Consider the following 20,461-nt stretch of genomic DNA (forward strand, 5'->3'; position numbering starts at 1 on the left):
AAATGCATGCAAATGAATGTTTTGTAGACTTTATACTAAAGAGAGCAAATCCGGACGACGCAAAAGAGGCGATGACGTTTCAAGATGAAGCATGGTCCTATGGACGGCTTAAGCAAGAGATTGACGCCTTAAAAACAGTTCTTGTCAACAACGAAGTGCAGCCGGGTGATAGAGTCATTATTCGCATGGACGCAGAACCTATTGCCATAGCGATGTCGTTAGCGATTATGTCGTACGGCGCGATTTATGTACCCATCGCAACTGACATACCAAATGTTAGATTTCTATCCATTATTGATGCAGTGGCGCCTTCTCTAATCGTTTGCGCGCGCGATGCAGCAGAAGACTATGGTGCTGAAGAATGTATAGAACTTGATACGATAAAGCTTCATCGAATGGCGGGTAGCCCCCCTACGGATACATCGCATAACCAAGACGATAAAGATGCCTATATCATTATGACGTCAGGTACAACTGGCGTGCCCAAAGGCATTACCATGACGCATTCGGCGGCAATCGCAGCGATAAAAGGCTACCATGAGATGAGTATCGATGCAGATAATCGCGTGGGCAGTATCTCTCCACTGCATTTTGATTTTTGTATTTTTGATATGGCGATCACCTTTTATTTCGGTGCAACACTTGTGCTGGTGCCTAAAATTCTGGCACATTATGCTAAGGGTTTTATTAAATATCTGAATGAACATTCCATTACACGCATGCATTCTATTCCCTCTGTTTGGCGCCCGGTATTAGATAGCTCAGATGCCAATATTTTAAACAGTTTGACAACTTTGAAATCCGTTTTATATGCAGCGGAATCGTTCCCGGTTAAGGATTTACTTACATTACAAAGCAAGCTGCCCAATGCTGAATTTGTTCAGTCTTTTGGCCATACAGAGTCGATGGGCTGTTGCTTTAAAAAACTAAGTAACCCAATTTGTGCACACAAAGGATGTGTTTCAATCGGTAAACCGTTGTTAAATACAGAAATGTTTGTTATCAATGACCAGGGAGATTTGGCGCAAGCAGAAGAAGTGGGTGAACTATATATCAAGGGCCCTCATCTCTTTCGCGGCTACTGGTGCAATCCAGAGCAAACAAATAGAAGCCTGGTGGCTGATCCTCGAGGGGATGAGGGCATTACCTTTAAAAGCGGCGATTTAGTTTTTCAAGATGCAAATGATGATTTTTACTTTGTTGGTCGTTGTGATCATCAGGTAAAAATAGGCGGTAATAGGATAGAGCTACCTGAGATCGATCGGGTTATCAATGAGATTAGCGATGTTTCGGCGGCGACCACCATTGTCAATGACAATGAGGGAAGAAAAACCATCGAATGCTTTATTGTTAATAAAAGCAGTCTAGACTGGCGTGAATTCGTATTGATGGTACGCAAAAATGTATCTCAACTACTTCCCAGGTATATGATGCCTACTGACTTTTATGCAGCCCATTCTTTGCCTTTGCTTTCGAATGGCAAGGTCGATCGGTCGGTATTGAAGGATGTTAATAAAAGAAAAGAATATTTGGTTAATAAAGGAGTGTCCATTTAATGGAAAGGAAAGAATTCTATTCTAAGGTGATTGCCTATCTTAACGACCGTACAGATGTGCCGAGTGACTGGGCGTGGGGTGATACTGATAATCTATTCGACGTCGGCATTATTGAATCATTTGATTTGCCAGATCTTGTTAATAAAATTGAAGAGATAACAGGGAATGAAATTCAAGTATCTGGCTTAAAAGTTGAACATTTTTATACATTGCAAACGATGTACGACTCTATTTTACGAGATATGAGGCTATCATGCTAAATTTAGATACACGATCAGACGCATTTCTAACTGATCCTTGGCCAGTGCTGAAGAAATTTCGTCAAGAGGCACCAATATGCTGGTCTGAGTCCGAGAAGCTTTTTAACGTTTTTCGACACGAGGATATTGCCAAGCTATTTCTTGATCAGCGTTTTACCGTTGAATATCCATGGCGCACAACGACACATTTGTTCGGTAAAACACTACTTGATATGGAAGGTGAAGAACAGCAACGCTTAAAGAAAATCATCGCAAGTTCGGTGTTGACAGGTATTAACGTTCGAAATTTTTCTGAAAAGTTTGTTGAACCGACTGTGATTAAGTTAATCGACGATGTTGTTTATGAGCCGAGTTTTGATTTTATGGCGGAAATTGCCAGTCGCGTACCTACCTTAGCAACCTGTCAATTCTTGGGTATTCCACTAGATCAAGAGAAATGGTTGTTTGAAAAGATGATGGTGCTTATGAATCACTTAGGCGAAATAGAAATTAATTTCGAAGCCGTCGGCGATGTTCATAAGGAAGTTGACGAATGGTTGACCAACATTCTTGTTAATAAGTTTGAACAAAAACAAGAAGACCTGGGCTATATGCAAATGTTCGACTGCGTGCGTGACGAGTCTATGGAAACGATTAAACTTGTTTACTGGACATTTCTCGCCGGGGGCATTGAAACTTCAATGTGCTTATTAGGCAACGCATTTGTGATTTTGTCCAACCATCAGGAGTGGTTCAAACGATTGGCAGAAGATAGTTCCATGGCGCGCTTAATCCTCAATGAAGCGCTACGTCTTGAGCCTGTGCAAGGAAATACGGTTAGATTTGCCACACAGGACCTTGATCTAAATGGTATTTCCATTAAGAAAAATCAATGTGTAAGGTTGTTGTTAACCAGTGCGAGTCGGGATGAAAGTGTTTTTCAGGAACCTGATGTTTTTAATCCTGAACGTTCAACCCGCAAGCGGGATTTAACGTTCGCTATAGGGACTCACGCATGTATGGGGCGTAACTTTACCCTGACTAATTCTGAAATAGTGCTCAGAACATTTTGGAAAAAAATACAGGGTGTTCGTGACATAGATAAAATTGATACTGTTATTAGAGGCTCACTGTTTCGTAAGCCCGATTCAGTTTGGGTTAATTCGAAAATAAATACTGTTAAAGATTGTTGTTTACAAGCATAAGGAAGGCAAAGGATTATGATTAACATTAGCTGCATTAACTATACATTAGGTGACTCAAAACCCATAACCGAAATTCCTGAATTGGCGGGTGATGATGAAGGAGCAAAGTTTCTTCTCGATAGAGGGTTTAAAAATTTTAGAAGCTATGATGGCGAGCCATGGCAGGTGGGTGTCGATGCGGCTAAGAAAACTTTAGAAGAAGCTAAGTTTTCGCCAGCAGATATCGATCAGGTGGTTTATGCTTCAATCAGTTCTAAAAACCCGATGATTGGGGATTTAGGGGTTGGGCTTTTTGCAAACGCGATGAACATGTTGGAAACGCCTATCGCTGGTGTTTGCTTTGGTGAGTGTACAAATTCCATGTTGGGATTGGAGTACGCCACTATGTTGGTAGAAACCGGGCGTGCGCGAAATGTGCTATTAGTTTCTACAGATGTTGCATGCAGTAAAGAACAACGTATGACCAGTGGCTATACCATATGCTCAGATGGTGCGGCGGCGTGCATCGTGTCAAACGAGCGTCATGGTGAAGGTTATTCATTTGAGCTGGTGAAATTTCAAAAAGCATATCATCATTTATCCAGAGCCGGCTTGTCCAATCCGGGGCAAGCATTTCGGGATATCGCCAAAGCAGCTTCTTTTTGTAAAAGCACAGTTACCAAAGAATTTACTGGTAAAATATCTAAGTGGATACCCAATACGGGCAATACTGAAGTTGCCGGTGCATTTGCAAGCGTACTAGGTATACCGTTAAAAGACTATTACTTGGATAATTTGGCAGATTATGCCCACTTGTTCTCCACGGATCAACTGGTCAATCTTATTGACTGGGCGAGTCGTTCTAACATTGCCGATGGTGAATATGGTTGTGGTATTGCTACTGGGTTATCAGGCAGTTGTTCGGCGTTGTGGCGAGTTAGATGCTAAAGCTGGTTTGCCCTGGTTTTTGATGTGTGGATACTCAGAACTTGATCAAGGAATATTATGAACAGTATGTTTGATGTCGTTGAGCATAAATTACATAGCTTGGTGCCGACGATAGATTCAATAAGTGCTGAGATGAAGTTGCAGGATGATTTACATTTGTCATCACTTGCTCTTGTGTCGTTACTTACTACGCTTTGCGATCAGTTTGGCGTTGATTTATTAAAGCTGACAGATGCAGATCTCCTAAATTTGGTATCAGTAGAAGATGTAGTGAATTTGTTTGAAAGATATTCAAGCAAATCTTAAGTAATATAGTCAAGGATTGGTTAATTATGATATACGACTTAGTAGGGATCGGCGCCGGTCCGTCAAATCTCAGTTTGGCGGCACTGTCTCCTAAACACCTTAACGCAATGTATATTGAACGAAGACCTGAATTTTCATGGCACAAAGGCATGGAATTTAGCTTTGCAGATTTACAGGTGAGTTTTGTTAAAGATCTGGTGACATTAGCAGACCCAACCAATGAGCATTCATTTCTTAACTATCTTCACACCAACGGAAAGCTATATCATTTTTTGAATGCCCAGTTTCAAAGTGTTTCCAGGAAGGAGTATGCCGACTATTTTAAGTGGGTGTCACAACGTCTAGATAATATTTTAATGAGTGAATGTGTGCTAAGTGTGAATTTCGATGAAGATTTCATTGTTGAAACCGATAAGCGAACATTGAGAAGTAAGAATATTTCCGTGGGTGTTGGCAAAGTTCAATATATACCAAGTTTTGCCAGACCGTTGTTAGGTAATAATAACTTTCACGTCTCGCAATATAAGTATAATGACCATCAACTGGCGGGCAAGAAAATTATTATCGTTGGTGGTGGTCAATCTGGCGCCGAAGCTTTTTATGATTTGATATCAAGAGATAAAGATGATGCAGTGAAGCAGGTGTATTGGATTACGCGACGCGATAATTTTTTACCTATCGATGACTCGCCGTTTACAAATGATCTTTTTATGCCTTGTCAAGTAGAGTATTTGCAACAATTTAGTTACAGCAAGAAAAAAGAATATGTTAGAAAAAATATATTAACGAGTGACGGCATCTCCGGCAAGACCTTAAACGATATTTATCAATTACTGTATAGATACCAGTTTCTGGAAGATAATCCTTTGGAATTTAAATTAATGCCTAGTCGTAGCGTTGAGGGGTTAACAAAGATCGGTACCAAATGGTTGGTTAACTCCCGACATCTGGAATATGAAGTCGATGAGCACTTTGAAGCAGACGTGATTATTTGGGCAACGGGTTTTTGTGATGGGCCGAAAAATTTTCTGCGGCCCATAGATCATAAGCTTGAAAAGGTTGGGGTTGGCGAAGAATATATGGTCGATAATGACTACTCTGTTGTCTGGAATGGGCCCAAAGATCGAAATATTTTTATGCTTAACTCAGTGAAAAATCAAAAAGGGTTGTCTGATCCCAATCTTAGTTTAACGGCATGGCGTAGCAGGAAAGTGCTTGACCGAATTGAAAATAAGGCATGCCAGCAAGTTGCTAATAAGTCGCTTGTAGAATGGAATCCTATTCAAGAAATTGAACCCTTTGTTGAACAGGGCCTGATTCGAGAAGCTAAAGCGTCTATTTGAAAGGTTAGTCAATGAAGTATGACATTGTCATTATCGGCGCGGGTATTCAAGGCTTAATTATTGCACGAGATATCTTGGCGCGGTGCACTGATATTTCTCTTATGGTTGTGGATATGAAGTTGCCGGGCTTAGGGGCAACCGGCTACTCTGCGGGCTATGATATACCGGGCGGACGTACAGCACTTATTAAAGAAATGAGCGAATATTCGCAAGAATATTATCAGCAGTTCTTGAACGATGAGTGCGGGTATTATCCGGTTAAAACCTATATACATAGCCACAGTGATGCGAAGTTGTCGTATTTTAATGCGGGTAAGTATGCTGAGGTCTCGGCGCCTGTTGAGGATAACTTCTTGTCGCATTATCTTAAAACATGGCAATGTTCAAGTTGTTATCGTGGGGATTTGCATGTAATTACGCAACAAATTACGCGTAGTTTGGGCGATGCGCTAGAGATTATCGAGGGGCATTTTGTCGAAAGTATTGACGAGAATGATCGCGGAATCCACATTAAATTTGCGGGTGGGCGTTTAGTGCAAGCGTCATACTGTATAATGTGTCCAGGACCGTGGGTTAACTCACCTTCGTTTGCTAAATATACCGCCCCACTTAATATCGAAATCAAAAAGATCGTGGCCTTTCATGTCGCATGGCCAGTGTCTATTAATAGCGCTGCACATTATTTTACTGATGATGATGCTTTTTTGTTGCCATTGTTAGATAAACAGTATTGGCTCTATAGCTATACCTGCCAAACTTGGGGGGTTGATCCACAAGGGCTTCTCTATGTCAGTGCCAGCGATATTGATACAGGAAAGTCGATTTTGGAGAAATATTCGCTAACGATGAGTCAGCTGGTACATTCCGGACGCGCGTTCTGCGATGCGTATAGCCCGCACAGAGAACCGGTTGTTGATTATGTGAATTCTAACAAATCTATTGTGTTTGCCGGTGCGTCTAACGGGTCGGGTTTCCGCTTGGCACCCGCGATATCCAAAAAGGTTGTAGAACTTTTAAACTTTTAATTTCGAGAGTGTAAACATGAAGAAGGCTGAATATGGTGTTAACGGATTCGAAGAGGCATTTAATATTTTGTGCTCGCATAGCGATGAAGTATACGGCGAAATACAAATAGCATGGGGTGTTGTGGAGCCTGGGCACACGTCACAACCGCATCAGCATAGCGAAAAAGAAGTCTATATTATTATTTCGGGTAATGGTTTTGCGCATAGTCGCAACGAAGAGTTCTCGGTAAAGGCGGGCGATATTATTTTAATTGATCCGCTTGAGACGCACTACTTGAGTAATAATAGTGATACACCGCTCGTAGTTGCAGACCTGTATTGGCATGCAGGTAGCAGCGAATTAAACGTTATTCAGGCTAACAAGGCAAATAATCTTGATACACCGATATTCGTTTTTTCACCGCCACCAACACCAAATGGTGATTTACATTTAGGCCATTTGTCGGGGCCTTATTTGGGTGCGGATGTTTATAAACGCTTTGAACGCATGCGCGGTAGAAAAGTATTTCATCTTACGGGTAGTGACGATTTCCAGAGTTATGTGCGTTCATTGGCTGAAAAATCGCAGGGTTCAGAATATGAAGTCGCCTTGCAGTACTCGGATGCGATACGTCATACATTGGATTTGTTCGATGTGGAATATGACAACTTTTTATGTACGTCAACCGATGAGCCTTACAAAGTGTATATGCAGGCGCAATTTAATGCGCTGAGAGAATATTTAGACTATGTCAAAGGACCATCGCTCTTTGACGCAACGACAAACCAGTATTTGTATGAAGTTGATGTAAGAGGGGAATGCCCAACGTGTGGCTCGGATGGCAACGGCAATATTTGTGAACAATGTGGTGCGCCGAATACCTGTGTTGATTTAAAAAATAGTTTTTCAAATATCACTAACACGAAAGCACAGCATGGTGAGAGTGAACGTTTTAGCCTCGCGCTCCATCGTTACTATCAGGTGATTAGAGACCACTTGGATCAATCGAAGTTGTCACCACGCGTGAGAGTATTGGTAGAAGATATTTTAGCGCGCGAAACATTTGATTTACCGTTAACCCATCTGGAAAAATGGGGCGTTAAGGTAGGTGATCAAAAATACGATGATCAATCCATTTGGGTATGGGTGAATATGTTTTTTGGTTTTATGTATGCCATTGACTGTTTAGGTAAAAGGCAAGGCGAGGATTGGTCTGAGCCGAGTGATGACTGGAAGATTGTTCACTTTTTTGGTTTTGATAATAGCTTTTATTATACCGTTTTATATCCGGTTTTATTTAAACTTGCCTATCCATCTTGGAAGACGCAGGTTGATTATAATTACAATGAGTTTTATTTGCTTGAACACAAGAAGTTTTCGACCAGTCGCAGGCATGTTATTTGGGGTAAAGAGATTCTGAACCACCACACAACAGATATCATCAGATATTTCCTATCAAAGACACGATCCGAATACGATCAAACAAATTTTGATCTTTCAGAGTTACTGGCTGATATAGAGTCAACCCTTATTAATAAGTGGGAAAACTGGACCGCAGCGTTGCAACAAAAAGTGAAGAATGACTTTGCTGGTGTAACGCCTTCGACAGGACTATGGATGCCTGAGTATGGTGCTTATGTAGATTCCCTAGCATCAAAACTGCAACAAATTTCCGTTTATTATACTAGCGAGAATTTTTCTCTGCGCGCTGCGATTAAAGCTATTGATAGTATCGTTGATGATGTGATCAGTTTTTCCGCCTATTGCAACGCACTTAAAACAAGTGAAAATTTTCATAGTTACTACAGAACCGTAGTGGCCCTTGAAGTGTCTACCTTAAAAGCGCTGGCCGAGGCTGTGTATCCGGTGATGCCACGATATTCAAAACACTTATTAACACTGTTAGGTATGTCAGAAACACCAACATGGCCAGATAAAGTCACGTTGCTAGACGGCGGCATTCAGATGGATGTGGAGAGCGGCAATTATTTTGCTGAAGGATACAGTTTAATTAAGCAATATAGATCAGGCAGGGCTTAATGGTGTATACCTTGGTTACGATGGAGTTGTAGTTGTGAAACATCTATATGAAGCAATAACGCCCAGGCTGAAGAGTTTTATAGAGCGGCAAAAGATGTTTTTTGTCGCTACCTCGCCACTATCAGAAGATGGGCATATCAACCTTTCACCAAAAGGATATAATACATTTAGAGTATTGGATTCAAAAACAGTTGCCTATTTAGACTTATGTGGTAGTGGTGTCGAAACAATTGCCCATGTCAAAGAAAATCGACGGATGGTAATTATGTTTTGTGCATTTGAAGGGCCACCAAAAATTATTCGTTTATATGGAAAAGCAAGTGTTATTGCGCAGCACTCGAATGAATATAAGAGGCTTATACCTATATTTCCAGAGTTTACGGGCCTGCGCGCCATTATTAAATTAGATGTTACGCGCGTTTCTGGCTCGTGCGGTTTTTCTGTTCCTTTGTATAAATACGAAGGTGAGCGCGACCAATTGGAAGATTGGGCCAAGGCGAAAGGTAAAGACTGGTTAACGAAGTACCAAGAAGAAAATAATTTATTCAGTATCGATAATCTCGGTGCGTTAGATGAAAGTGATTTGTAAATATTTTAATGAAGAGACCCAATATTATGAATGCAGATTACGTGAACAATATTATCCCACGACTTTCTAGTAGCAGTGTTAAGCTACACTTTTTTGAGAATGGCGAGCATGTTGTATATGATGCAAAAGCGATTAAGCGCGATATCGCGCGTACAATTGAACTGTTTCAAAAACACGGATTAAAACCAGGTATGCGTATTGGCATTGTTGGTGCTAATAGCTATGAATGGGTTATTGTTGATTTAGCCTGTCTTGCCTATGGTTTGCTTTCTGCGGGTATGGATGCCGCCGCAGGTCATGATATCGATAGAATTGTCAGCGAGTGTGATATCGATTTTGTATATTATCTCGATAAAGACGAGCAACTGAATAAACATTTTGATAAGTCTGCTTCCCATGATGAAGTTGAATTGTCAATTGATCCTCACCGCTATGATGGTAAGGAAGCAATTGGATTAAAGTTCACTTCCGGATCGACAGGTCACGTTAAAGCGATGATGCTGCGCTCTACCAGCGTGAGCGATACACTCACAAATGTTCAAGCTATGTTTAATCACCAACCTGGTGATAATATACTTATCTTTCTTCCACTTTATCTTTTCCAACAAAGGTTTTGGATTTATTCGGGGATTTTATTTGATCACGATGTGATTGTTGTGCCTTACCGGTTTGCGATTACCGCCATGCAGCGTCTGAATCCCTCTGTGGTCATGGGGGTGCCTGAGTTTTTTGAACGCTTGGTGCAAGACATCGATGCCCATGATGAGCAATGTAAATTGGCGTTTAATAGCTTGTTAGGAAACAACATTCGCTATTTGTGGAGTGGATCTGCGCCTTTATCAGAAGATGCGTTGGATAAATATAAACAGTTAGGCATACCGCTATACCAAGGGTATGGAATGAACGAGACGTGTATCATCGCCAAGAATTATCCAGGTAATAACCGAGTGGGTAGCGTGGGCAAAGTGGTTCCATCTAAGAGCGTACTGCTCGAAGGGTCCGGCCAAATATTGGTGCGCTCTAAACACGCGGTAACCGATGGTTATCTGAACGTAAGCGAAGAGGAAGGCCGCCAGGTGTTTCGCGAAGATGGCTATGTCGCCACGGGCGATATCGGTTATTTAGACGAAGACGGTTATTTGTATATCACTGGAAGAATAAAAGATTTAATTGTTTTGTCGACTGGTAAAAAAGTAGCACCTGTGCCAATTGAAAAATCTCTGGAGGGGATGGCGGTAATAGAAAGGGCGGTGGTGTTTGGTAGCGGCAAACACTATTTAACCGCTGTATTGCAGCGTAAATCCTCATCAGTGTCGACTGATGAAATTAAGTTAGCGGTAACAGAGTCAGGTCGAAATCGTGTTGCCGATGAGCGTGTGCACAAATATATTGTATGTGATGAGCCGATGTCCCAGGAAAATGGATTGTTAACATCTCAGTTTAAAGTAAAACGAGACGCAATTTGGGAAAGATATGGAGATGAATTATTGGCTTTATATGAGTCCGCGAATTAATATACTGACTGCAACACAGCCCCCAAATAAAGGGGTGAAAATGTTGCACTTCAAAGTTGATGTCAGGGTCTTAGTAAGCAAGATTATATATTTAAGTATTTTAAGTGGTGATCTAAGCAGTTTGTGGTGAATAGTTTGATGATGGCCGTAGACTGTAAAATATGCGGCCTTTTTTAACGCAGTGCATCAATATAAAGGATTAGGTGGTGTTTGAGCAAATCGTGTTGGAAGACGACAAAGTTATTATGCGTCCTATGTCAATTGAGGATACTAAAGGTTTCTCGTCAATTGCTTTCGATGAAGATCTTTGGCGTTATTATGTGATGAAGTTATCTAGCGATCTTGAATTGGCAAATTATATAGTTTCATCGATAGAAGAAAATAAAGCCGGACGCCAGCATGTATTCACCATCATCGATAAAGCGACAGGCTTGATTGTCGGCAGCACAAGCTTCGGCAATATTTCTTTGAAGGATAGGCGGGTTGAAATTGGCTGGACTTGGCTTGGCAGAAAATTTCAAGGAACGGGTATAAATGATCACTGCAAATATCTATTGTTAGCGTACGCGTTTGAACAGGCGGGCATGCTTCGCGTCGAATTTAAAACCGATGTGTTAAATTTAGCAGCAAGAAACGCCTTAAAGAAATTTGGGGCAACGGAAGAGGGCATATTGCGGTCACACACGTTGATGCAAGATGGTAGACGGCGCGATACTATTTATTATTCCGTATTGGCATCTGAGTGGGATGATGTGAAATCTAAGCTAATTAAAAAAATAGCGATGTAATTTGTGAGTGTTGGTCTGGTATCTATGAGTATACAAATAGTAGAATTATCGGGAACGCCCTATCAACGGGGAAAGCAATACGGTATTGCCGTTAGAGATGAAATAAATAAGTATTTAAACGATGGCTTCTTAAGAGTTAATCGGATTAGGACACAGGCGCTGAGCATCTCAGCAATGAATGAATGTCTGGAAACCTATTTAGACGTACTTAAAGACAAAGTCCCTGATTTATTATTAGAACTGGAAGGGTTGGCGGATGGTGCGGGGATTACGCGCTTGCAGGCGCTGGCGTTCCAATATCGGCGCGAACTTATCGGTATAAATGCACAACCCGATTCACAGAAGGTTGTAGGGGATTGCACGACATTTGCGGTGAATGCGGATAACAGCCACTTGTTAGGACAAACGGTCGATCAAGATGGCTTGATATCTGAGTTTGCAACGGTATTGAAAATAAAGTCAGCTGATCCTGCTGCCCCAGAAATTCTGATGTTTAGTTTTGTCGGCATGCTTGGCTATTTGGGAATCAATAGCTTTGGCGTGGGTGTTTGCATTAATCTGCTGACGACAAACGTGGTGGCTAAAGGTGTATCGCCTTATCTTCTGGTGCGCGAGATGCTTAATTGTCGGTCTGCTGAAGAGGCGGTAGCGCGCATTCGCAAGCTGCCAAAAGCAACAGCCAGAGCATTTACGATTGTCGATAAATTTGGTATCACCTGTTGCGAATTTACGACGGATAGTTTTTATAGTTGGCAGCCCGAGGGTGACTTTTTCAGAGCAAACCACTTTTTGCATAGCGCGTTAATTCCGGATGATCGTCTTAATATATTCAGTAGAAATGGATCGTTAAAGCGCCAAGAGCTTATGGCACAGGGTATTCGGAAAGAAGGTACTTCGGTCGATGCGTGTTTTAGCGTATTTTCAGATCACTCATTATTTCCCGTGGGATTGTGCGCACATGCGCAGGGGGATTATAGGCGACCGGATACTGTGGCGGCCGTGATGTTAAACCCCAGTGAAGGCACGTTATGGGTATGTAAAGGGCATCCATGTGAGTCTCAGCCTGTTCGATTTCAAATTGGTTGTTAACTGCAGCATGTTATAGTGAGTATGCGGGAATAAAATGAAACTAGGGTTACAAACATATGGAACCAAGTAACACACAATCTAACGTTTCGGCTGTTATTGTGCAGCAGTCTTCGAGCGATCCCAAGCTTGATGCAAACAACGCAAAGCAAGAGACGCCTCAACAGCAAAAAAAGTCGAAAGGCTCTATTCTGCTAAGCTTGGCGATCGTGACCCTTTTAGCAGGTCTTTATTACTACTTTACTAGCTATCAATACATCGAGTCCACAAACGATGCTTATGTTAAGGCGGATTTAACGTGGATTAGTCCAAAAATTGAAGGCAATGTGTTAGAGATTTTGGTTGACAATAATGAAGTCGTTAAGCAAAGCCAAATGCTTGTCAAGATTGAAGATGATGAAATTTCCGTGCGTAAGGAAATTGCAGAGGCCAATCTGCGCGGCAGTTTGGCGGCTTTAAAAATGCAGGAATATGAACGGGTTCAAATTTTATCCGAGCTAGAGCGTGCAAAGGCACATATTCGGGTAGCGGAAGCGGAATATAGTCGGATGAAGCTTGAGCTGGAAAGATACGAAGTGCTGTTAAGTCATGGTGTAACGAGTCGACAAAATTTTGAACTGATCAGCAGTCAGTACAGTGTCGCCAGTGCGAATGTTGCGGCCGCTGTTGAAGAAATGCGTGCCGCTGAAGCCAGGCTGTTAAGAATTAGCACCGCGAGTAATCAAACGCAGGCGGAAATTGATGCCGCTGAGGCGAATATCAAGCTTCTCACCATCGATAAAACCTCAACCTCTATTGTTGCGCCCGTTGCCGGGGTGGTGGGTAATTTGGAATTGGAAACGGGGAGTCGTGTTTTTCCTCAATCCCGTTTGTTGGCCATTGTACCCCAGGGTTCTGCGTATATCGAGGCTAATTTCAAGGAAACACAAATACACCGTATGTCGATAGGTCAGCAAGTGAAGGTTAAGATAGATGCTTATCCAGGCCGAGTTTTTGATGGCCATATTGAGAGTTTTTCGCCGGCCGCAGGCATTGAGTTCGCCATTATTCCGGTTGATAACGCAACCGGGAACTTTAATAAAATTGTGCAACGTATTCCGGTTAAGATACGCGTAGATAATATTGACGCTAAAGTGATGTTACGACCAGGATTGTCGGCCATTGTCACTGTGGACACACGTCAATAGTTCTATTTATTAAGAGTTTGCAAGCATGACACCTGTTTCACCGACACCTCAAGATTATTTTTCAACCGCGGTTGCTTGGCGGATTTTCAGTGCAATGATGGTTGGAAACTTTCTGGCGATATTAGATTTTCAAATTGTCGCCAGTTCGATTAACGAAATGCGCGCCGGAATGAGTGCAAGCCAGGACGAGATTATTTGGATTCAGACGGTTTATATAATCGGTGAAGTTATCGCGATTGCCTTGGCCGCCGCATTTTGTAAAATTTTCTCTACGCGCATTTTTTTTGCGATATCTGCAGTGGGATTCACAATCGCCTCACTGCTGTGTACAATTGCTTGGGATCTTCCATCAATGCTCTTCGCTAGAGCGATACAGGGTTTTTTTGGCGGCGGCATGATCCCGGCTGCAATGGCGACGATGTTTATCGTTTTCCCGCGCGAAAAGCTTGCTTTGCCGTTGGCCATTGTGGGTATGGTGAATACATCTGCACCCACGCTTGGACCAATATTGGGCGGTTGGATTACCAATCATTTTTCCTGGCACTGGCTATTTATAATGAATATAATCCCAGGTTTATATGTGGTTATAGCCGTGTTGGCGTTACCGGGGACTGATACGCCAAATCGTCACTTGCTCAACAAAATAGATTGGGTAGGTATGTTTAGCATGGCGCTATTTCTCGGCACATTGATGTATGTTCTGGATCAGGGGCCAAGGCATGATTGGTTGGATGATCAAAGTGTCGCGCTTGCTTTTTTTGTTTTCCTTGTGGCGAGCATTATATTTTTTTACAGAACGTTCACCGACGACGAACCTGTTGTTGATCTATCAGTATTTAAAGATACTAGCTTTACGATTAGCACAATTATTGTATTTACGGTCGGTATCATACTCTATGGCCTAGTATATATAACGCCGTTTTTTTTAGGAACTGTTCGCGGCTTAAATAGCCTGCAAATTGGCGAAATTATGGCTGTCACCGGGGTGAGTATGTTTGTTACTGCATTATTGTACGGCATATTTTTTGGAAAGCTTGATAATCGCTACAATATTTTCTTTGGTCTGATCATTGTGTCGGCCGGCGTATGGCTGAATGTTAACTTTACACCCGAGACAGATTTTTATGAGTTGTTTTGGGCGCAGGTATTAAGAGGGATGGGACTTATTATTTGCATGATATCGATTTCTAAGGCCGCGATGGAAACACTGCCGCGCGCTAAGATTCGCGGTGCCAGTGGAATTATTAATTTAATTCGAAACGTTGGGGGAGCAATAGGTTTTGCTTTAATTAATACCTTGATTAGTTACCTATTCACCATGCATGAAACCGATATCAAATCCCAACTTCAGTGGGGAAGCTTAGATTTGGCGCTATTTAATGGCAATAATATTGTGCCATCAGATATTGATGCAGAGCATCTAATCGCATTAGATACACGAATATCCAATATTGCTATTAGTAATTCACTTAACGATTTATTAATGATTTTGGTTTTTTTTACACTCTCTGTAGCAACACTGGCAATTTTTTTGAAAAACGCCAGTAAGGAGCAGAGAGGTAGTGAGTCGGTAAAAGTAAATAAGACGACGATTAGTTAATCGTATTTGCAAGTAGAGATAGCACCTAGGTTGAAATAACGCCGGGGCAGGTTAGTTTTTGTTTTAATGGATAGCGGATATGGAGAGAGGTCTTGAATAATAATGTAGCAGAGCATGTCCTGGTCGTCGGCGCAGGAACAACGGGGATTTCTGCTTTTATTGAGCTGGTAGAGCATCATGCAGCGGAACGGATAGATATTGTTGATCCTGGCCTGCCTGGTTTGGGTATGGCTTTTGCTAATACCCGCGAGGAGCTGTTATGTAATACACCTGCTGAATCGATGTCTTTACTGGCGCATGATCCAGACGACTTTCTTAACTATTTGAGGGAGCGAGGCATTGACGCCTCACCTAATGATTGTGTGCCGCGGGTGTATGTATCACAATATACTACTCAAAGATATAGTGAATATTGCGAAAAAGCGCAAAAGAAAAATATTAAGAATGCCTATATAGCCGATCGAGTTGCGACCGTTGAAAAAATCGGCGCGAATAGATATTTGGCTACGCTAGAAAGTGGGCGCACGCTGAATGCAAGTCACATCTTAATTTGCCATGGCTATGGCAAACCTATGGTGCCGGAGATTCTTGGCGAACATATTGGTAGTCCGAGCTTGTCAATTACACCTTATCCAGAGCAAAAGCTCATTGATTCATTGAAGCCGAATTCAAGCGTTTTAGTGCTCGGAACGCGCCTGTCTGCGATTGATGCGGCCTTGTTGTTAGCAAAGCATGGTCATGGGGTCACCATGGCATCGCCATCGGGCGAGATTCCAGCGGTTCGAACACGCGCGCCGGATTTGACCGGTAAAGTTGATGTTAATCTTAAGCAAATAGACTTTAATGGCGATCGATGCCATGTGGAATTGCTACGAGAAATTAATAGAACGTTAAAGCAAATGGGCGCGCCTAGACTCAGCAAGCAAATTTGCCGTTCAACTAATACGATCGAAAGACTTCGCGCCGAGATAGCACTTGCTAAGCAAGATTCGATTCACTGGCAGGATATCCTACTTGCGTTTTTATTGCAGGGCAATGACATGCTGGCGCGTGACATGAGTTGCATTCCGCCAAAATCGCTGAAGAAATGCTTGAGAATGTCGACGCGCTATTTGTCGGCAATTCCGGTATCTAACGCTGAGAAAATGCTGCACTTTCTAGAACAAAAACAAGTCAATATTATAGGCGCGGCGCCAACAAATATCGTGCGGGATGATCAATGGCTCGTCGCATGGGGGCAAGCAGATGATGAACAGAGATTTGACGCAATTATTTCTGCCGCCGGTTACACGCGACCGACACTGCATATGGACGAAGAAAAACTAACGATTTCCCCAGAATATAAAGGGGAAAGTCGTGAACCAAAAGTTTCCGAAGAGCTGCGTATCTGTTTTCCTGGCGAAGAAAATCCCGAGAAAATATGGCTAGTCGGCGTGGCTTCTTACTTAAGAGCGCCGCTTGTGAATGGTGTGTTTCAAGCGACACGACAGTCAGAAATTGTTAGACGTCAATTGATGCAGTGCTGTTAGTATATTTTATCAGGTTGTTTTTTTATAGAGTGATATTTAAATGAATATAGCAAAAACAATGTTTAAAATTGCACCCGTAGAATGCTTGGAGGTGGATGATGCGACGTTATCTGATTTACTTAATGAAGTATTCGTTAATGGTGGATTCACTTCAGCGGAGATAGCACCAAAAATCTTTAACCCAGCGAAGGTCAGGGAGCGAGGCTTCATTGTTGGTGTATTCGATGAGTCGCAAACTGCATTGGCCGGTATTATCATTGTTGTGCCACCGGGTTCATCTGCCCAGCGCTTAGCGCAGGGGGGGGAGGCTGAATTGCACTTGTTAGCTGTTCTACCTCAATATCGTCGGCAAGGTATTGGTCGCTTACTTGTGAGTGCAGGCATAGAAAAGTCGATCGAGATTGGCTGTAGCAAGTTAATCTTGTGGACACAGCCGGCGATGACAGCTGCGCAGCGCTTGTACGAATCATTGGGGTTTGTTTTTGTTCGTAATATGTCCCAAGAAGGCCGTGAGTTCAAAGTGTATGAACGTGCATTGGCGTTATAGTTATTCCAACATGCAGAGATTGTTATTTTTAACGGGCTGGTGTTGGGCAGCTAAGTTAGCAACTTTGCTGTCGTTTAAAACAGCCTGAGGCTTTTGGAGTATCTTGGATGTTGGTTGTTAAGGCGCGGGATGAGAGAGGGATATGTTTATCACCCGTTCGTTGTTTAGCTGGTGTAGTATGTATATTCAGTGTCTTATTTTTTCATGACGCTCGGGCAACAACCTTGAATGAAACGATTGAGCTCGCGCTTCAACACTCATCGCTGCTACGCCAACAATATTTTCAAACTGATTTGGCTGTTATCGATAAGTCTATCAACGAAGCAGAAAGAGAACTTGAATTAGAGCTGCACTTACAAGGGGGATTTGGCCACGTTACGATGGGCAAAAATGCATCGCGCTATGTTAAAAAAGGCGAGCGCTTCCCGCTGTCAGCCATTGTCGAACTCAGTTATCCCATCGACATATGGGGCATTGATGATCGAGATGATAAAATCGCTGATAAGACGATTCAACAACGCATATTAGAAGCGGAAGTGGTAAAACACCGGACCATTGTTGATGTTGTAAATGTTTATGTGGCCTTGGCAAATGGCACGCTTGAGCGTCATAGCCAACAACAAAGAGTTAAGTTCCTAAGCAAGAAAGTGGAAGAGGCAAAGCAGCAGCTTGCCGTTGGCTTATACACCAAGCCATTTGTCGAGCAAATTATTGGGGAAAAAGTAGAGGCTGAGTCATTGTTAGCAGACTATGATTTGTCATACTCACTCAACAGCCTGCTCTATCGCAGGCTGACAGGACAACATCCTGATTCTATAGATAATGAAATCGGCGTGCCGTATTTTCCTGATGATATCATTAGTATTCGAGAGGGCGTTGATCGCTCGCCGCAAGTGAGAGCTTTGCAGTACGCACTGGATGTTGCACAATTGCAAGCAAAAAATACTGAGGCATCATTTCGTTCCACCTTGGAACTTACAGCTAACGGGGGAGTGCAGGAGGGGAGTATTTATCTAACGGAGCGGATCTACAATTACGAATTTATGTTGCGTTGGAATATTCCCCTGGGTAATCGTGCTTCGCGCGCGGCCGCAAATAGATCACGAACGTTAATTTCGCTTCAACAAGAAGCGTTGCAATCCACGCGCGAACTCAATGAATCGCAAATTCTACAACTGATCAGGCAACATAAAATCGTTGCACAACAGGTCGGTAAGTTAGAAGAGAAGCTCTTTGTGGACGTGGCGAATCTTGATGCAACCACGCGAGAATCTAATGTTGGTAAAAGCACTGAATTTGAAGTGATGGCGCGTCGCCTTGATTTGCTAGAAACGCAAAATCTTCTTAAGCTAAATAAAAATACACTTGCATCAATTGCTTATCAGATTCGTGGCTTGCTCGGTATTGCCGATTAGTTCGTTGGAAATTGCAAGATGAACAAAAATTTTCACCCATTCAAAATAGCCTAAGGCTGTTGGAGTCGCTTAGATGCCAGTAAACGGCTTGATTTTTATATTGTGTTTATTTTTAATATCGTCTCGTCATGATGCGCATGCCCAGACGTTAGTCGAAACCATTGATCTGGCACTGAAACATTCATCAGTACTTCGCCAGCAACACTATCAAACGGACCTTGCTTTTATCGACAAAGCAATTAATCAGGCAGCGCGCGACGCTGAAGTCGAGTTGCATTTGTTGGGCGGTGCTGGGCAGGTGGCGACGAGCAAGGGGGCTGCACGATTTGTCCAAAACGGCGAGCGCTATCCGCTCTCGGCTATATTGGAATTAAGTTATCCCATTGATATTTGGGGCAGTGATAAACGGGATGATGAAATCCACACTAAGACAATTCAACAAAAGGCCTTAGATGCTGAATTTACCAAACATTCAACCATTCTCGATGCTGTTGATGTGTACGTGGCATTGGCAAGGGGGAATATTGAGCGAGAATTGCAACAAGAGAGAGTCACTCTATTAACTAAAAAAGTAGAAGAGGCAGAAATTCAGCTCTCTGTCGGCTTGTATACGCCGCCTTTTGTCGAGCAAATTATCGCTGAAAAAGTCGAAGCAGAATCGCTTTTAATGGACTATGAGTTGGCGCTTGGCAGAGATGCGTTATTGTTCCAACGACTGACTGGGCATCGCCCTGTACAAACAACCAATAAAATAGATATCCCTTTTTTTCCTAAATCTATCGATAGTATCCGAGAGAAAATTGATGACGCACCACAAGTGAAATCTCTCCAGTATGCATTACAAACCGCCCATCTGGAGGTGGATAACACAGATGCTGATTATCGCTCTACCTTAGAATTAATCGGCAATGGTGGTGTTCAAGAAGGTAATATTTATCTGGCTGAACGAATATATAATTATGAGTTTATGTTGCGTTGGGAAATCCCGCTGAATAATCGCGCATTGCGTTCGGCCGCTAAGAGTCGATCCCAAGTATTAGCCGCCATTCGCCAAGAAGGAGTAAAGGATGCACGTGAACTCATCGAATATCAAATTATGCAGCTTATCAAGCAATATGAAACCGCGCTCGCACAGGCAGACAAGTTAGAGAGGATACTGGTTGTTAAATCAGAAAATCTTGCCGCAACCAGCCACGAAGCGAAGGTTGGTAAAAGTACCGAGTTTGAGGTGATGGAACGTCACTATGATTGGAAGGAAACACAAAGTCTTTTGAATCTAAATCACAACACACAAGCCTTAATCGCCTACCAGGTACGCAGCTTGCTTGGCATGACACATGACGTTGAGTAAATTTTAATTCTTCAGGTGGAGTGCCAACTGCCAATACTTAATTCTCCTAATTCGTGCAGTTATCTATAACACCATTTTATGTATCAGATATTGTCGCAAGCTAGCAAATGCATTGATAATGTAGTAGAATGTTTTTCACTGCTTGCACCCAGCGGGTTTGCAAATAACACAACAGATAAAGGCGTCGATTGCCAATAAACTGGCGCTGCAGCTTGGCACCGTAGTAGTTCACCC

Annotated in this window: 18 protein-coding genes; all 18 read left to right on the top strand. The window is 42.5% G+C overall.

Features of this window, described 5'->3' with window-relative positions; genetic code table 11:
* The first annotated feature begins 2 nt into the window (after window positions 1-2).
* The 18 genes from BW941_RS16980 (at window position 3) to BW941_RS17065 (ending at window position 20,227) form a co-directional block, all read left to right on the top strand.
* Window positions 3-1,556 (top strand): AMP-binding protein, encoded by a 1,554-nt coding sequence (locus tag BW941_RS16980; protein ID WP_076518090.1) that lies wholly within the window; start codon window positions 3-5, stop codon window positions 1,554-1,556.
* Window positions 1,556-1,816: a hypothetical protein gene (locus BW941_RS16985; protein ID WP_076518092.1), complete on the top strand. Its 261-nt coding sequence runs from the start codon at window positions 1,556-1,558 to the stop codon at window positions 1,814-1,816. Before BW941_RS16980 ends, BW941_RS16985 begins: the two co-directional genes overlap by 1 nt.
* A complete protein-coding gene (locus BW941_RS16990; protein WP_076518094.1) occupies window positions 1,810-3,000 on the top strand; it encodes a cytochrome P450 in 1,191 nt (396 codons plus the stop codon). The genes BW941_RS16985 and BW941_RS16990 overlap by 7 nt, the downstream gene beginning before the upstream one ends.
* Window positions 3,001-3,015: 15 nt before the next feature.
* Window positions 3,016-3,927 carry a hypothetical protein gene (locus BW941_RS16995; protein WP_076518097.1) on the top strand — a complete coding sequence of 304 codons (912 nt, stop codon included), beginning with the start codon at window positions 3,016-3,018 and terminating at the stop codon, window positions 3,925-3,927.
* Window positions 3,928-3,984: 57 nt separating this feature from the next.
* A complete protein-coding gene (locus BW941_RS17000; protein WP_076518099.1) occupies window positions 3,985-4,233 on the top strand; it encodes a phosphopantetheine-binding protein in 249 nt (82 codons plus the stop codon).
* 26 nt (window positions 4,234-4,259) lie between these two features.
* Window positions 4,260-5,576 carry a lysine N(6)-hydroxylase/L-ornithine N(5)-oxygenase family protein gene (locus BW941_RS17005; RefSeq protein WP_076518102.1) on the top strand — a complete coding sequence of 439 codons (1,317 nt, stop codon included), beginning with the start codon at window positions 4,260-4,262 and terminating at the stop codon, window positions 5,574-5,576.
* Window positions 5,577-5,587: 11 nt separating this feature from the next.
* Window positions 5,588-6,601: an NAD(P)/FAD-dependent oxidoreductase gene (locus tag BW941_RS17010; protein WP_076518105.1), complete on the top strand. Its 1,014-nt coding sequence runs from the start codon at window positions 5,588-5,590 to the stop codon at window positions 6,599-6,601.
* Window positions 6,602-6,617: 16 nt separating this feature from the next.
* Window positions 6,618-8,621, top strand: a complete 2,004-nt coding sequence (locus BW941_RS17015; protein WP_076518108.1) for a class I tRNA ligase family protein — start codon at window positions 6,618-6,620, stop codon at window positions 8,619-8,621.
* A gap of 34 nt (window positions 8,622-8,655) precedes the next feature.
* Window positions 8,656-9,210, top strand: a complete 555-nt coding sequence (locus BW941_RS17020; RefSeq protein WP_139325883.1) for a pyridoxamine 5'-phosphate oxidase family protein — start codon at window positions 8,656-8,658, stop codon at window positions 9,208-9,210.
* A 26-nt stretch (window positions 9,211-9,236) separates the two neighbouring features.
* Complete coding sequence (locus BW941_RS17025) at window positions 9,237-10,724, top strand: AMP-binding protein (RefSeq protein ID WP_076518113.1); 1,488 nt, start codon at window positions 9,237-9,239, stop codon at window positions 10,722-10,724.
* A gap of 206 nt (window positions 10,725-10,930) precedes the next feature.
* Window positions 10,931-11,512 (top strand): GNAT family N-acetyltransferase, encoded by a 582-nt coding sequence (locus BW941_RS17030; RefSeq protein WP_217693618.1) that lies wholly within the window; start codon window positions 10,931-10,933, stop codon window positions 11,510-11,512.
* Between the two features lie 24 nt (window positions 11,513-11,536).
* Window positions 11,537-12,601 (top strand): C45 family autoproteolytic acyltransferase/hydrolase, encoded by a 1,065-nt coding sequence (locus BW941_RS17035; RefSeq protein ID WP_076518116.1) that lies wholly within the window; start codon window positions 11,537-11,539, stop codon window positions 12,599-12,601.
* Window positions 12,602-12,657: 56 nt separating this feature from the next.
* Window positions 12,658-13,785 carry an HlyD family secretion protein gene (locus tag BW941_RS17040; RefSeq protein ID WP_084189113.1) on the top strand — a complete coding sequence of 376 codons (1,128 nt, stop codon included), beginning with the start codon at window positions 12,658-12,660 and terminating at the stop codon, window positions 13,783-13,785.
* Window positions 13,786-13,810: 25 nt separating this feature from the next.
* Entirely contained in the window at window positions 13,811-15,385 is a 1,575-nt protein-coding gene (locus tag BW941_RS17045) for a DHA2 family efflux MFS transporter permease subunit (RefSeq protein ID WP_076518119.1), read from the top strand.
* Window positions 15,386-15,477: 92 nt separating this feature from the next.
* Window positions 15,478-16,914 (top strand): FAD/NAD(P)-binding protein, encoded by a 1,437-nt coding sequence (locus BW941_RS17050; protein WP_076518122.1) that lies wholly within the window; start codon window positions 15,478-15,480, stop codon window positions 16,912-16,914.
* 40 nt (window positions 16,915-16,954) lie between these two features.
* The gene (locus BW941_RS17055) at window positions 16,955-17,461 is read left to right on the top strand and encodes a GNAT family N-acetyltransferase (protein ID WP_076518125.1); all 507 of its coding nucleotides are present in this window, start codon (window positions 16,955-16,957) and stop codon (window positions 17,459-17,461) included.
* A 107-nt stretch (window positions 17,462-17,568) separates the two neighbouring features.
* Window positions 17,569-18,876: a TolC family protein gene (locus BW941_RS17060; protein ID WP_076518127.1), complete on the top strand. Its 1,308-nt coding sequence runs from the start codon at window positions 17,569-17,571 to the stop codon at window positions 18,874-18,876.
* Window positions 18,877-18,949: 73 nt separating this feature from the next.
* The gene (locus BW941_RS17065; protein WP_076518130.1) at window positions 18,950-20,227 is read left to right on the top strand and encodes a TolC family protein; all 1,278 of its coding nucleotides are present in this window, start codon (window positions 18,950-18,952) and stop codon (window positions 20,225-20,227) included.
* Window positions 20,228-20,461: the final 234 nt, after the last annotated feature.

Origin of the sequence: Thalassolituus maritimus, from assembly GCF_900156675.1 — a bacterium.
GTDB classification, from domain to species: domain Bacteria; phylum Pseudomonadota; class Gammaproteobacteria; order Pseudomonadales; family Oceanobacteraceae; genus Thalassolituus; species Thalassolituus maritimus.